The sequence below is a fragment of the Streptomyces sp. NPDC004658 genome (genome assembly GCF_040609555.1).
GTDB lineage: Bacteria > Actinomycetota > Actinomycetes > Streptomycetales > Streptomycetaceae > Streptomyces.
On the sequence record NZ_JBEXKG010000001.1, the window covers coordinates 63,946 to 76,983 of the forward strand.

Below are 13,038 nucleotides of genomic sequence, written 5' to 3' on the forward strand. Positions count from 1 at the left end.
TGTTGCTGCTACTCGAATCCCGAGATCAGCTGAGCGGGAGAGCTCAGTGGGTCTCGGGGCGGAGGACCTTGGTCCGGAGGACCGACTCGTTCAGGTTCATCTGGCGGTCGAGCTCCTTGACGACCGCAGGCTCGGCCTGCAGGTCGATGACCGAGTAGATGCCCTCGGGCTTCTTCTTGATCTCGTAGGCGAGACGACGACGGCCCCAGGTGTCGACCTTCTCAACCTTGCCGCCGCCGTCACGGACGACGGACAGGAAGTTCTCGATCAGCGGGGAGACAGCGCGCTCCTCGAGATCGGGGTCGAGGATGACCATCACCTCGTAGTGACGCATGTGGAACCCACCTCCTTTGGACTCAGCGGCCACGGTCGTTCCGTGGCAGGAGGGTTGTGATGCGTACGCAACGGTATCGGCCGCCACTGACAATCGGGGTTCCTTCAGGGAAGCCGGCAGTGTGACCTGGGCAGGTCTGGGCAGACACCAGTGCAGACGGTACAGACTACCCGCAGACACGCTTCCGGTTGAAATCCGGCCGTCGGCCCCGACAATCTGTACACATCGGGTGTGTACGGCGCTACGATGCGCCGCTTCCGCAGGAGGTGCCCATGGCACAGGCATTGCGACCCAACACCGCAGGTTCCCTCTTCGCCACGGACGGCAAGCCCCATCCGCTGCAGGACACGCTGATGGCGGTGACGTTCGTCCTGGGTCTGCTGTCCTTCATCACGTCCTTCTTCCACAGCCTTCACCTGCTGACCTCGTGGACAGGCCTGGTGGCACTGCTCACGGGCGTGTACGGACAGTGGATCTCGGTGACCACGCGGCAGCGGTTCGGCCTGATCCTGGGTCTCGGCGCCGCCGGTGTCGGTTTCCTGATCGGCATGGCGCACGGCGGCCTGTTCGGCGGGGTCATCAGCTGACCCCACCGGGCCCAAAGCCCCGTACGGCCAGTCGGGGCGCTCGCGAGGCGCAGTAGGCTTCGGCGCGAGAGCCGGAGCCCCTGTACCCATGGGGACACACCAGCCCGAGGAGCGCCCCGAATGAGCCTGACCCTGAGGACCATCAGTCGCGAGCAGCATCTGGCCTTCATCCAGAGCCTGCCGGCGGCGAGCCACATGCAGGTCCCGGCCTGGGCAGATGTGAAGGCGGAGTGGCGCTCCGAGAATCTCGGCTGGTTCGACAGGAGCGGCCAGCTGGTCGGCGTGGGCCTGGTCCTCTACCGTCAGCTGCCCAAGATCAAGCGCTACCTCGCCTATCTGCCCGAGGGCCCGGTCATCAACTGGTACGCGCCGAACCTGGACGACTGGATCCAGCCGATGCTCGCGCATCTGAAGCAGCAGGGCGCCTTCTCCGTGAAGATGGGCCCGCCGGTGATCATCCGCCGCTGGAACGCGGACACGATCAAGAAGGGCATCCAGGACCCGGACGTCAAGCGCCTGCGCGACCTGGAGGCCGACTACATCGAGCCGCGCGCCTTCGAGGTGGCCGACAAGCTGCGCCGCATGGGCTGGCAGCAGGGCGAGGACGGCGGCGCCGGCTTCGGCGACGTGCAGCCGCGCTACGTCTACCAGGTGCCGCTGGCGAACCGCTCCCTGGAAGAGGTCCACAAGAACTTCAACCAGCTGTGGCGCCGCAACATCAAGAAGGCCGAGAAGGCCGGCGTCGAGGTGGTCCAGGGCGGCTACCAGGACCTGCCCGAGTGGCAGCGGCTGTACGAGATCACGGCGGTGCGCGACCACTTCCGGCCCCGCCCGCTGTCGTACTTCCAGCGCATGTGGACGGCCCTCAACACCGAGGACCCCAACCGGATGCGGCTGTACTTCGCCCGCCACAACGGCGTGAACCTTTCGGCAGCGACGATGCTGATCGTCGGCGGGCACGTCTGGTACTCCTACGGCGCCTCCGACAACATCGGCCGCGAGGTCCGGCCGTCCAACGCCATGCAGTGGCGGATGCTGCGCGACGCCTACGCGCTCGGCGCCACCGTCTACGACCTGCGCGGCATCTCCGACTCGCTGGACGAGACCGACCACCTCTTCGGCCTGATCCAGTTCAAGGTCGGCACCGGCGGCCAGGCCGCCGAGTACCTCGGCGAGTGGGACTTCCCGCTCAACAAGCTGCTCCACAAGGCGCTCGACATCTACATGTCGCGCCGCTGAGCCACGCGGGCGTTTGATTCCATAGCCTTCACAGCTCTCCCACCTCTGATCCACCGCAGCCACGAGAAAGGTTCCGGGTCCGGCCATGGCGCTCACGCTCTACGTCGACACCGCGCGCTGGCGGGCGCACCACAAGCACGTGCAGGAGCAGTTCCCGGGACTCGTCCCGGTCTGCAAGGGCAACGGCTACGGCTTCGGGCACGAAAGGCTGTCGGAGGAGGCCACACGGCTCGGTGCCGACCTGCTCGCCGTCGGCACCACCTACGAGGCCGCGCGCATCAAGGACTTCTTCAGCGGTGACCTGCTGGTGCTGACGCCCTACCGGCGCGGCGAGGAGCCCGTGCCGCTGCCCGACCGGGTCGTCCGCTCGGTGTCGTCGATCGACGGTGTGTACGGCCTCGTGGGCGCCCGTGTCGTCATCGAGGTGATGTCCTCGATGAAGCGGCACGGCATCAGCGAGCAGGACCTGCCCCAGCTGCACCAGGCCATAGAGAACGTCCGGCTGGAGGGCTTCGCCATCCATCTGCCGCTGGACCGCACCGACGGCTCGGACGCCGTCGAGGAGGTCATCGGCTGGATGGACCGGTTGCGCGCGGCACGGCTGCCGCTGCACACCATGTTCGTCAGCCACCTCAAGGCGGACGAACTCGCCCGGCTCCAGCAGCAGTTCCCGCAGACCCGGTTCCGCGCCCGCATCGGCACGCGGCTGTGGCTGGGGGACCACGAGGCCACCGAGTACCGCGGTGCCGTCCTGGACGTCACCCGCGTGGCGAAGGGCGACCGGTTCGGTTACCGGCAGCAGAAGGCGGCCTCGGACGGCTTCCTGGTGGTCGTGGCGGGCGGAACGTCGCACGGGGTGGGCCTGGAGGCTCCGAAGGCCCTGCACGGCGTCATGCCGCGCGCCAAGGGCGTCGCCCGGGCCGGGCTCGCCACGGTCAACCGGAACCTCTCGCCGTTCGTCTGGGGCGGCAAGCAGCGCTGGTTCGCCGAGCCGCCGCACATGCAGGTGTCGATCCTCTTCGTGCCCTCGGACGCCCCCGAGCCCAAGGTCGGCGACGAGCTGGTCGCCCATCTGCGGCACACCACGACCCAGTTCGACCGTCTCGTGGACCGCTGAGCCCGTCCAGAACGCCGAGAAGGCCGTATCCGGTGCTCCCGGGTACGGCCTTCTGTGTGTACCGCCTCCCGCAGGGCGGCCGGCTCGCCCTGCCGCGCGCCCAGGAGGGGCGCGTGTTCGCTCAGAGCGAACGGTCGTCGTGGGACAGCGTCTCGGGTCGGCCCCAGTCCACCTGAGGCCCCTCGAAGGGGGCGGCGTGGCGCGGCGAATGGGCTCCCGCGCCCAGCGCGAACACGTCCTCCGCGCCGTCGAGCACCCCGCCCGACGGGTCGTCGTCGCCGGACCGGCGCACCACGTCCCGCTCCGGCATGAGGATGTCCCGTACGACGACGACGCACAGGTACAGCGTGCCCAGCAGGTGCACGACGATCGCCCAGTGGTAGCCCTGCGTCGGGAGGCCCTTGTGGGCGTCTCCGCTGGTCGTGTAGGCGAGGTACAGCCAGATCCCCAGGAAGTACGCCACCTCGCACGCCTGCCAGATCAGGAAGTCCCGCCACTTGGGCCGGGCGAGAACCGCCAGCGGCACCAGCCACAGGACGTACTGCGGGGAGTAGACCTTGTTGGTGAGGACGAAGGCGGCCACCATCAGGAAGACCAGCTGGGCGAAGCGCGGCCGACGCGGTGCGGTGAACGTCAGCGCGGCGATGCCGAGGAAGCACAACACCACGAGCACCGTGGCAGCGGTGTTGACGAACTCGGTGGTGGGCGGGTTGCTGGAGTTCTGTGCCCAGATCAGCCAGAAGGAACCGAAGTCGACGCCGCGCTCCTTGCTGAAGGTGTAGAACTTCGCCCAGCCCTCACGGATGTGGAAGCCCGTCGCGTCGTGCGTGATCATCACGGGCAGGTTCACCACGAGCCAGGCGACCACCGCGCCGCACACGGCCTGGAAGAACGCGCGCCACTTGCCGGCCCGCCAGCACAGCACCAGCAGCGGCCCCAGCAGCAGGACGGGATAGAGCTTGGCCGCCGTGGCGAGCCCCAGGAGGACACCGAAGGCGAGGGCCCGGCCCCGGGACCACATCAGCATCGCGGCGGCTGTCAGCGCCACGGCCAGCAGGTCCCAGTTGATGGTCGCGGTCAGCGCGAAGGCCGGCGCCAGGGCGACCAGCAGACCGTCCCAGGGCCGTCGGCGATGGGTACGGGCCACGCATACGGCGATGACGGCGGTGCACACCATCAGCATCCCGGCGTTGACGAACCAGTACCACTGCTCCTGGTGCTGGATGCTGCCGCTGTGCGGGGTCAGCCACGAGGCCACCTCCATGAACACACCGGTCAGCACCGGGTACTCGAGGTAGTCCATGTCGCCGGGGAGCTTGTCGAAGTACGGCACGAGGTGATCGGCGAATCCGCGCCCCTGGTAGAGGTGCGGGATGTCCGAGTAGCAGGCGTGGGTGTACTGACTGCTCGCGCCGAAGAACCAGCCGCTGTGGTAGCAGGGCGCCTTCTGGACCAGGCCGAGGGCGAACATGCCGATCGCCACGAGCGCCACGACCCGCACGGGGGTCCACCAGGAGGTCCCCAGCAGGGCGCGCCGCCCCACGGGGCCGCCGATCAGCTCACTGCCGGCGGCGGCGACCTCGTCCTCCCTGGTCGGCAGCACCGGCTCTGTCGGGGCGGGCGGCACGGACTCGGGCTCGTGCATGCTCGCGGGCGTCATCTCTGCACTGGGCATGGGGCACATCCTGCCGTACCCGGCTGGGAAAACACCGAGGGCCGCCGCACCTGGTGGGTGCGGCGGCCCATGTTTCACGTGAAACACCCGCGGCGGGCGATATGGCCGCCAACCGCTCAGATCGCCGGACTAGCCGGTCTGGCTCCCGAAGAAGCCTCCGTTGCCGTTTCCTCGGGTGTTACCGGTGCCGGTCGTGTCCGTGGCCGTGGGCGTCGGCGGTTCGCTTCCGCCTCCGCCACCGTCGACACCACCCGTGTCCACGCCTCCGTTGCCGTTGCCGTTGCTCCCGCCGTTGCCGGTGCTGTTGCAGTTCGGGTCCCAGCCGAGCTGGCACGACTCGCTCGGCGACGGAGACGGTGAGGTGGTCGTCTTGCTCGGCGTCGGGCTCGGAGTGTCGCTCGGCGTCGGGCTCGGCGTGATGGAGACGCTCGGGGTGGGGGAGGGCGCGCCCACCTCGTCCTGGACCCTGCCGATCTCGGTGGCGTCCGGGAAGCCGGGGTCGTTCTTGCCCTTGAGCGCGTCCTTCATGTACTCGGTCCACACCAGCGTCGGGATGTCACCACCGTGGATGGAGTCCACACCCGCCGTGCCGTTCATGGACAGCAGCTCGTGGTCCTTGGGGTTCTCGCGGAACATCGCGACCGAGGTCGACAGCTGCTGGGTGTAGCCGACGAACCAGGCCGACTTGTTGCTGTCGGTGGTACCGGTCTTGCCGGCCGCGGTACGTCCCAGCGCCTTGGCGTTCTGACCCGTACCGTTCTGGATCACGTTCTCCAGCGTGTCCGTGACGTTGTTGGCCACGTTCTCCGGCATGGCCTGCGTCCGCCTGGGCTTGGTGAAGCCACGCAGCTCCTCACCGTCCTTCTTGACACTCGTCACCGAGTACGGATCCGCGTGCTGGCCGGACGCGGCGAACGTCGCGTAGGCGTCGGCCATGCGGATCGCGCTCGGCGTGGAGGTGCCGATGGCGAAGGACGGGTTGAGCGTGGCGAAACTCGAGTCGAGGATGCCGGAGGCCTTCGCGACGTCTCGGACCTTCGACATCCCCACGTCCATGCCGAGCTGGACGAACGGCGTGTTGATGGACTGCTCCATGGCCTTGCGCAGCGTGATGTAGCCCCAGGGCTTGGGGCCCTCGTTGCGCTGGTAGAAGATCGAGCCGTCCTTCTTCCGGACGTAGCTCCCGTCCTGGTTTCTCACCTTGAGCTTGTCGTTGCCGTTGTACTTGCTCAGCGGCGAGATGCCCTCACCGTCGGACTTGTAGGTGCCGTACTCCATCGCCGCGGCCAGGACGAACGGCTTCCACGTCGAACCGACGGGGACACCGGACGTGTCCGCGTTGTTGGTGAAGTGCCCGTTCTCGTAGCCGTCACCGCCATACAACGCGACGATCGCCCCGTCGTTGGGTTTCACCGAGGCCGCACCGAACTGCACGTACTTGTCCAGATCACGGTGCTTCGGGTCGAGACGCTCCTTCTGGACCTTCTTCACGGCCGCGCTCAGGGCGTTGACGCTCTTCTTGTCGAAGGTCGTGTAGATCTGGTAGCCGCCCTGGTCGAACTGCGCCTCGGTGATGTCGGAGTGGTTCAGGACGTACTTCTTGGCCGTGTCGACGAGGTAGCTGATCTGGCCGGTCATGTTCTTGGTCGCCTTGCGGTCCTGGGGCTTGGGGTACTCCGCGATGGCTTCCTGGTACTGGGCATCCGTGAGGTGCTTGTCCTTGTGCATCTCGCCGAGAATCCAGCGCCAGCGCTCGTGGGAGCGCCGCAGGTTGTCCTTCGCGTTCGCCGCCGGGTCGAGGTCCGCGTTGCCGGCCGGGTCGTAGTACGTCGGCCCCTTCAGCAGCGCCGCCAGGAAGGCGCACTCACTGGGCTTGAGGTCGAGCGCGTCCTTGCCGTAGTAGGTGCGCGCGGCGGCCTGGATGCCGTAGGCGCCGCGACCGTAGTAGGAGGTGTTCAGGTAGCCCTGCAGGATCTGCTTCTTGTCGAGCTTCGTGCCCACCTTTATGGAGATGAACATCTCCTTGAACTTGCGGGTGACCGTCTGTTCCTGGCTCAGGTAGGTGTTCTTCACGAACTGCTGGGTGATGGTCGAGCCACCCTGCGTCTGACCGCCCCGGGCCATGTTGGCCAGGGCTCGGGCGATACCCATGGGGTCGACGCCCGAGTCCTGGTAGAAGCTCTTGTTCTCCGCCGAGATCACGGCCCACTGCATGGCCTCGGGGATCTTGTCGATGGTGACGTTCTGCCGGTTCACCCCGGTGCCGGTCGCCACCATCTGGGTGCCGTCTTCCCAGTAGTAGACGTTGTTCTGGGACTTGGCCGCGTCGTTCTCGTTCGGGATCGAGACCATCGCGTAGCCGACGCCGACCATGACCACCAGGCTGCCGACGAAGCCGATGAACAGCCCGCTGACCAGCTTCCAGGACGGCACCCAGCGAAGCCAGCCGTACTTGCCGGCCCTGGGGTAGTCGATGAACCGCTTCTTGCCCGGTGCGGTCGTCGCACGGCCCCGGCCGCGGCCCGGACCGGTCGGCCCGCCCGGGCCGCCGCGCCGGCCGCCGGTGTTGTCGGCCGCTCTGCGTCGGCCGCCCTTCTGCGCGGCACGGCGGGCCTCGGCACGGCCGCCGTAGGAACGCTCCTCACCTGCGGGGCCGGCGGACTCCGACCCCGGGGAACGGGACCCATAGGAGTCGGCAGGGGACCCGGTGGCGCCTCGCGGTGCCGCACGGCGACCGGAGGACGAGCCGGACTGGCCGCGTCGGGCCGCGGCACGTCCGCCTCCCTGCGGCTGCGGCGGTTTGCGACGGTGCTCGCTCATCGAACGATTACTCCTCGGGCAGGCGCACCCGTGCGCGCCTGGAACGGCGGCTGATTTCCGGTCCCCCCGAAGTACGGATGTGGTCGGTCCTGCATTCACCCGTACTGCACCAGGGACGACGACGCTCCCCAGGCATCACGCGGTTCCCGGTGGTGTGCATGCCGCACAGACTACGCACCACCAAAACGCGCCGAGTTCCGAAGTTCACCCCAAACCAGGCAAGTTGCCTCGTACGAATCGGTGATGTGATCCCGTTCACCACTGCCCCTCTTGTCGCGTGCGGTAGGCCGTTCTATCGTCGTGATGTATCGAGTCGATACATCAGCACGAGATAAAGACGCTGCCAGGCAGTGCGAGACCTGCGGGACGGACCTGCGGGACCGAGAGGAGGCGACCATGAGCCGGCGCTCCGGCATCCTCGAGTTCGCCGTGCTCGGTCTGCTCCGGGAGTCCCCGATGCACGGCTACGAGCTGCGCAAGCGACTCAACACGTCACTGGGTGTGTTCCGCGCGTTCAGCTACGGGACGCTGTACCCCTGCCTCAAGACGCTGGTCGCCAACGGGTGGCTGATCGAGGAACCCGGAAACACCCACGACGACGCACTCGCCGCTCCCCTCGCCGGACGCCGCGCCAAGATCGTTTATCGGCTGACGGCGGAAGGCAAGGAGCACTTCGAGGAGCTGCTCTCGCAGACCGGCCCCGACGCGTACGAGGACGAGCACTTCGCCGCACGGTTCGCCTTCTTCGGGCAGACCTCGCGCGATGTGCGCATGCGCGTCCTGGAGGGCCGGCGGAGCCGCCTGGAGGAGCGCCTGGAGAAGATGCGCACCTCCCTGGCACGCACGCGGGAGCGCCTCGACGACTACACACTTGAGCTCCAGCGCCACGGGATGGAGTCCGTGGAGCGCGAAGTGCGCTGGCTGAACGAGCTCATCGAGAGCGAGCGGGCCGGGCGGGACCTGAGAGGTTCCGCGTCCGGGGGGTCCGCTCAGCAGGACACCACCACTGGATCGACGGGCGGCCTGCCCCGTCCCGGGGACGCCCCTGGGACGGATACGCCCGACGACACCGCCACGTGAGTCCCAGTCGGGGCCTCACTCGTACACACAGGGAGCAACCGGAATGGGTTCGGTTCGCGTAGCCATCGTCGGCGTGGGCAACTGCGCCGCGTCGCTGGTGCAGGGAGTCGAGTACTACAAGGACGCCGACCCGGCGTCCAAGGTCCCCGGCCTGATGCACGTGCAGTTCGGTGACTACCACGTCCGCGACATCGAGTTCGTCGCCGCCTTCGACGTCGACGCCAAGAAGGTCGGCCTCGACCTCGCGGACGCCATCGGCGCCTCCGAGAACAACACCATCAAGATCTGCGACGTGCCCACCACCGGTGTCACCGTCCAGCGCGGCCACACCCTCGACGGCCTCGGCAAGTACTACCGCGCCACCATCGAGGAGTCGGACGCCGAGCCGGTCGACGTCGTCCAGGTGCTGAAGGACAAGCAGGTCGACGTCCTGGTCTGCTACCTGCCCGTCGGTTCCGAGGACGCGGCGAAGTTCTACGCCCAGTGCGCCATCGACGCCAAGGTCGCCTTCGTCAACGCCCTCCCGGTCTTCATCGCCGGCACCAAGGAGTGGGCGGACAAGTTCACCGAGGCCGGTGTGCCGATCGTCGGTGACGACATCAAGTCCCAGGTCGGCGCCACCATCACGCACCGCGTCATGGCGAAGCTGTTCGAGGACCGCGGTGTCATCCTCGACCGCACGATGCAGCTGAACGTCGGCGGCAACATGGACTTCAAGAACATGCTCGAGCGCGAGCGCCTGGAGTCCAAGAAGATCTCCAAGACGCAGGCCGTCACCTCCCAGATCCCCGACCGGGACCTCGGCGAGAAGAACGTCCACATCGGCCCGTCCGACTACGTGGCCTGGCTGGACGACCGCAAGTGGGCATACGTCCGCCTGGAGGGCCGCGCCTTCGGTGACGTCCCGCTGAACCTGGAGTACAAGCTGGAGGTCTGGGACTCCCCGAACTCCGCCGGCGTCATCATCGACGCCCTGCGCGCCGCGAAGATCGCCAAGGACCGCGGCATCGGTGGCCCGATCCTGTCCGCCTCCTCGTACTTCATGAAGTCCCCGCCGGTCCAGTACTTCGACGACGAGGCCCGCGAGAACGTCGAGAAGTTCATCCGCGGCGAGGTCGAGCGCTAAGGCGCCCGGCGCCGCTCGCACCGAGAACGCTCCTGCCAGGGCTGTGAAGGTCCCCGGGTCCCGCGACCCGGGGACCTTCCGCATGTGTGAGGGTGTGATCCATGCCCGTCGTCCGTGACCTGCGCGTCCTGCTGCGCCTGGGAAACTTCCGGCGCCTGCTGTACGTCCGCCTCCTGTCCCAGGGGGCCGACGGCGTCTACCAGGTCGCGCTCGCCGCGTACGTCGTCTTCTCCCCGGAGAAGCAGACATCGGCCACCGCGATCGCCTCCGCGATGGCGGTCCTGCTGCTCCCCTACTCACTGGTCGGCCCCTTCGCCGGTGTCCTGCTGGACCGCTGGCGCCGCCGGCAGGTCTTCGTGTTCGGCAATCTGCTGCGCGCCCTGCTGGCCGCGGCCACCGCCACGCTGATGCTCGGCCCCACTCCCGACTGGCTCTTCTACGTGTCCGCGTTGTGTGTGACGGCCGTCAACCGCTTCGTCCTCGCCGGGCTGTCCGCCGCCCTGCCACGGGTCGTCGACACCGATCGCCTGGTGCTGGCCAACTCGCTCTCCCCGACCGCCGGCACCCTCGCCGCGACCGCTGGTGGAGCCCTGGCCTTCGGGGTGCGGATCGTGGCCTCGGACTCCGACGCGGCGGTGGTCCTGCTCGGCGCCGTCCTCTACTTGTGCGCGAGTCTCGCGTCCCTCCGTCTGGCACCCGGCCTGCTCGGGCCCGACCGCCATCCGGCCCGGCCCCGCCTCGGCGCGGCGCTCGCCACGACGGCGCGCGAGTTGCTGGCGGCCATCCGTCACCTGGCCACGCCCGGACGCAGGGAAGCGGCCTGGGCTCTGGGCGCGATGACGCTGATGCGCTTCTGCTACGGCGCCCTCCTCGTCCTGCTGCTCATGCTCTGCCGGTACGCCTTGGCCGACGGACCCGAGGAGGGGCTGCGACTGCTCGGGGTGGCGCTGGCCCTGTCCGGTGCGGGATTCTTCGCGGCGGCCGTGGTGACGCCGTGGGCGGCGGGGCGGCTCGGCCCCATCCGCTGGATCGCAGTGTGCTCCGGCGCTGCCATGGTGCTGGAACCCGCCCTGGGCCTGCCCTTCGCCACCGGACCACTCATGGCCGCGGCGTTCGTTCTGGGCCTGATCACCCAAGGCGCCAAGATCGCCACGGACACGATCGTCCAGTCCTGTGTCGAGGACGGCTTCCGTGGCCGTGTCTTCTCGGTGTACGACGTGCTCTTCAACGTCGCCTTCGTCGGTGCGGCCGGAGTAGCGGCCCTGATGCTTCCACCGGACGGCCGCTCGGCAGTACTGGTGATACTCGTCGCCGTCATCTATGGCGTGGTCACTGCCGGGCTGGTCCGCTTCATGCGCCGGTAGACGGAACGAGGGGCGATGTTTCACGTGAAACATCGCCCCTCGTCTCGGTGTCGCAGGCGGCTGTTTCACGTGAAACATCGCCCGGTCCGTCTCAGCTCTGCTCGGCCCACCACTGCTTGAGCGCCGCCACCGCGGCGTCGTACTCCATCGGACCGTTCTCCAGGCGCAGCTCCAGCATGTGCTTGTACGCCTTGCCGACGGCCGGGCCGGGGCCGATCCCCAGGATGTCCATGATCTGGTTGCCGTCGAGGTCCGGGCGGATCGCGTCCAGCTCCTCCTGCTCCTGAAGCTGAGCGATGCGCTCCTCCAGCCCGTCATAGGCCCGGGACAGTGCCACCGCCTTGCGCTTGTTGCGTGTGGTGCAGTCGGAGCGGGTCAGCTTGTGCAGGCGGTCCAGCAGCGGGCCCGCGTCACGGACGTACCGGCGCACCGCCGAGTCCGTCCACTCCCCTGTTCCGTAGCCGTGGAAGCGCAGGTGGAGCTCCACCAGCCGTGAGACGTCCTTCACCAGCTCGTTCGAGTACTTCAGGGCTGTCATGCGCTTCTTGGTCATCTTGGCGCCGACCACCTCGTGGTGGTGGAAGGAGACCCGGCCGTCCTTCTCGAAGCGGCGGGTGCGCGGCTTGCCGATGTCGTGCAGCAGCGCGGCCAGGCGGAGGGTGAGGTCCGGGCCGTCCTGTTCCAGCGCGATCGCCTGCTCCAGGACAATCAGCGTGTGCTCGTAGACGTCCTTGTGCCGGTGGTGCTCGTCCCTCTCCAGCCGCAGCGCAGGCAGCTCGGGCAGGACGTGCCCCGCGAGCCCGGTGTCGACGAGCAGGGTCAGACCCCTGCGCGGGTGCGCGGAGAGGATGAGCTTGTTCAGTTCGTCCCGGACCCGCTCGGCCGAGACGATCTCGATCCGTCCGGCCATCTCCGTCATGGCGGTGACGACCTCGGGGGCGACCTCGAACTCCAGCTGGGCGGCGAAGCGGGCGGCCCGCATCATGCGCAGGGGGTCGTCCGAGAACGACTCCTCAGGAGTGCCCGGCGTCCGCAGGACCCGCGCCGCGAGATCCTCGAGTCCGCCGTGCGGGTCGATGAACTCCTTCTCCGGCAGTGCCACGGCCATCGCGTTGACGGTGAAGTCCCGACGGACCAGGTCCTCCTCGATGGAGTCGCCGTAGGACACCTCCGGCTTGCGCGAGGTGCGGTCGTAGGCCTCGGACCGATAGGTGGTGATCTCGATCTGGTAACCGTCCTTGTGCGCGCCGACCGTGCCGAAGGCGATGCCCACCTCCCAGACGGCGTCCGCCCAGGGCCGGACGATCTTCAGTACGTCCTCGGGGCGGGCGTCGGTGGTGAAGTCCAGGTCGTTGCCGAGCCGGCCGAGCAGCGCGTCGCGAACCGATCCGCCGACCAGGGCGAGGGAGAAGCCCGCGTCCTGGAATCGGCGGGCGAGGTCGTCGGCGACGGGGGCCACCCGCAGCAGCTCGGCGACCGCGCGCTGCTGCGCCTGGCTCAGGGCAGAGGGAGTGTCTTCGTTGGGGTTCGGCACAACAGAAGAGGGTACGTGCCCCGCGCCGCCAGAGGCGCCCCCATAAGACGGGGCGGACAGCTCCTGGCATACCGGTGCAAGCGCTGCTCTTGCGGCGTACGGCCGCTCCCCCCTCGATACTGGCCATAGGGGACGGGTCACGGTTGTTCTTCGATCTTGTGA

At 68.2% G+C, this 13,038-nt stretch carries 10 protein-coding genes; 6 read left to right on the forward strand and 4 right to left on the reverse strand.

Annotated features, from left to right (window positions below):
* Positions 1 to 43: 43 nt before the first annotated feature.
* Positions 44 to 334 (reverse strand): 30S ribosomal protein S6, encoded by a 291-nt coding sequence (gene rpsF / locus ABZV94_RS00310; RefSeq protein WP_014673750.1) that lies wholly within the window; start codon positions 332 to 334, stop codon positions 44 to 46.
* A gap of 272 nt (positions 335 to 606) precedes the next feature.
* Here rpsF and ABZV94_RS00315 point away from each other — a divergent pair, with 272 nt between their 5' ends.
* The 3 genes from ABZV94_RS00315 (at position 607) to ABZV94_RS00325 (ending at position 3,277) form a co-directional block, all read left to right on the forward strand.
* On the forward strand, positions 607 to 921 hold the full coding sequence (locus ABZV94_RS00315) for a hypothetical protein (protein ID WP_356335589.1): 315 nt from the start codon (positions 607 to 609) through the stop codon (positions 919 to 921).
* 120 nt (positions 922 to 1,041) lie between these two features.
* A complete protein-coding gene (locus ABZV94_RS00320) occupies positions 1,042 to 2,160 on the forward strand; it encodes a peptidoglycan bridge formation glycyltransferase FemA/FemB family protein (protein WP_356335590.1) in 1,119 nt (372 codons plus the stop codon).
* A gap of 85 nt (positions 2,161 to 2,245) precedes the next feature.
* On the forward strand, positions 2,246 to 3,277 hold the full coding sequence (locus ABZV94_RS00325; protein ID WP_351785152.1) for an alanine racemase: 1,032 nt from the start codon (positions 2,246 to 2,248) through the stop codon (positions 3,275 to 3,277).
* A gap of 121 nt (positions 3,278 to 3,398) precedes the next feature.
* Here the strand turns inward: ABZV94_RS00325 and ABZV94_RS00330 are convergent, their stop codons facing one another.
* Together ABZV94_RS00330 and ABZV94_RS00335 are read right to left on the reverse strand one after the other, a co-directional pair.
* A complete protein-coding gene (locus tag ABZV94_RS00330) occupies positions 3,399 to 4,952 on the reverse strand; it encodes a glycosyltransferase 87 family protein (protein ID WP_356335593.1) in 1,554 nt (517 codons plus the stop codon).
* A 129-nt stretch (positions 4,953 to 5,081) separates the two neighbouring features.
* Positions 5,082 to 7,772: a transglycosylase domain-containing protein gene (locus ABZV94_RS00335; protein ID WP_356335595.1), complete on the reverse strand. Its 2,691-nt coding sequence runs from the start codon at positions 7,770 to 7,772 to the stop codon at positions 5,082 to 5,084.
* A gap of 396 nt (positions 7,773 to 8,168) precedes the next feature.
* Here ABZV94_RS00335 and ABZV94_RS00340 point away from each other — a divergent pair, with 396 nt between their 5' ends.
* The 3 genes from ABZV94_RS00340 to ABZV94_RS00350 all read left to right on the forward strand — a co-directional run bounded on the left by ABZV94_RS00340 (position 8,169) and on the right by ABZV94_RS00350 (position 11,342).
* Positions 8,169 to 8,852: a PadR family transcriptional regulator gene (locus tag ABZV94_RS00340; protein WP_356335597.1), complete on the forward strand. Its 684-nt coding sequence runs from the start codon at positions 8,169 to 8,171 to the stop codon at positions 8,850 to 8,852.
* A gap of 43 nt (positions 8,853 to 8,895) precedes the next feature.
* Positions 8,896 to 9,978 (forward strand): inositol-3-phosphate synthase, encoded by a 1,083-nt coding sequence (locus tag ABZV94_RS00345; protein ID WP_356335599.1) that lies wholly within the window; start codon positions 8,896 to 8,898, stop codon positions 9,976 to 9,978.
* Between the two features lie 101 nt (positions 9,979 to 10,079).
* Positions 10,080 to 11,342 carry an MFS transporter gene (locus ABZV94_RS00350; RefSeq protein WP_356335601.1) on the forward strand — a complete coding sequence of 421 codons (1,263 nt, stop codon included), beginning with the start codon at positions 10,080 to 10,082 and terminating at the stop codon, positions 11,340 to 11,342.
* A 91-nt stretch (positions 11,343 to 11,433) separates the two neighbouring features.
* Here the strand turns inward: ABZV94_RS00350 and ABZV94_RS00355 are convergent, their stop codons facing one another.
* Positions 11,434 to 12,876 (reverse strand): CCA tRNA nucleotidyltransferase, encoded by a 1,443-nt coding sequence (locus ABZV94_RS00355; RefSeq protein WP_356335603.1) that lies wholly within the window; start codon positions 12,874 to 12,876, stop codon positions 11,434 to 11,436.
* Between the last annotated feature and the right edge of the window lie 162 nt (positions 12,877 to 13,038).

Bases quoted from the DNA above. Each gene is read 5' to 3' on its own strand.
- rpsF (WP_014673750.1), bottom strand. From the start codon at position 334: ATGCGTCACTACGAGGTGATGGTCATCCTCGACCCCGATCTCGAGGAG.
- ABZV94_RS00315 (WP_356335589.1), top strand. From the start codon at position 607: ATGGCACAGGCATTGCGACCCAACACCGCAGGTTCCCTCTTCGCCACG.
- ABZV94_RS00320 (WP_356335590.1), top strand. From the start codon at position 1,042: ATGAGCCTGACCCTGAGGACCATCAGTCGCGAGCAGCATCTGGCCTTC.
- ABZV94_RS00325 (WP_351785152.1), top strand. From the start codon at position 2,246: ATGGCGCTCACGCTCTACGTCGACACCGCGCGCTGGCGGGCGCACCAC.
- ABZV94_RS00330 (WP_356335593.1), bottom strand. From the start codon at position 4,952: ATGCCCAGTGCAGAGATGACGCCCGCGAGCATGCACGAGCCCGAGTCC.
- ABZV94_RS00335 (WP_356335595.1), bottom strand. From the start codon at position 7,772: ATGAGCGAGCACCGTCGCAAACCGCCGCAGCCGCAGGGAGGCGGACGT.
- ABZV94_RS00340 (WP_356335597.1), top strand. From the start codon at position 8,169: ATGAGCCGGCGCTCCGGCATCCTCGAGTTCGCCGTGCTCGGTCTGCTC.
- ABZV94_RS00345 (WP_356335599.1), top strand. From the start codon at position 8,896: ATGGGTTCGGTTCGCGTAGCCATCGTCGGCGTGGGCAACTGCGCCGCG.
- ABZV94_RS00350 (WP_356335601.1), top strand. From the start codon at position 10,080: ATGCCCGTCGTCCGTGACCTGCGCGTCCTGCTGCGCCTGGGAAACTTC.